Annotated in this window: 1 protein-coding gene; it reads right to left on the bottom strand. The window is 60.1% G+C overall.

The features are described from left to right. The coding region (locus EKA13_RS27625) for a toxin VasX (protein ID WP_141685690.1) at positions 1 to 296 on the bottom strand (296 nt) is incomplete at its 3' end. Positions 297 to 323 lie beyond the last annotated feature (27 nt).

The raw sequence follows: 323 nt of genomic DNA, 5'->3' as shown, positions 1-323 counted from the left end.
TCGTGGAAGGTCTTGTCGACGCTGTCCCAGACATACAACCAGCCGTCCCGCAGTTGGCGCAGGGTGTAGCTGCGGGTTTTCAAGGTGGGCTGGAGTTTGGGTGCCCAGCCTTTGGGCAGTGGATGCGGGCCTTGTGCTTGGCCTTTTTCCGGGGACGCGTCAATCGCGTAGCGCACCGGAAAGATGGCAACCTCGGGGGATTTCAGCGGGCAACAGCCGCGCCCCACCGGAACATTGTCAAAGGCTTGCCTGAGACGCGCCTGCCTAAGCTCTGCCGGACTGGCTTCCTGATTCATGTTGCATCCTTGTCTAATTCGATTGCC

It is taken from the genome of Pseudomonas defluvii (assembly GCF_001695625.1).
In the GTDB taxonomy this organism is placed as follows: Bacteria; Pseudomonadota; Gammaproteobacteria; order Pseudomonadales; family Pseudomonadaceae; genus Aquipseudomonas; species Aquipseudomonas defluvii.
The sequence above is the reverse complement of the archived record's forward strand: the minus strand, read 5'-3'. Positions and strand labels throughout refer to the sequence as shown.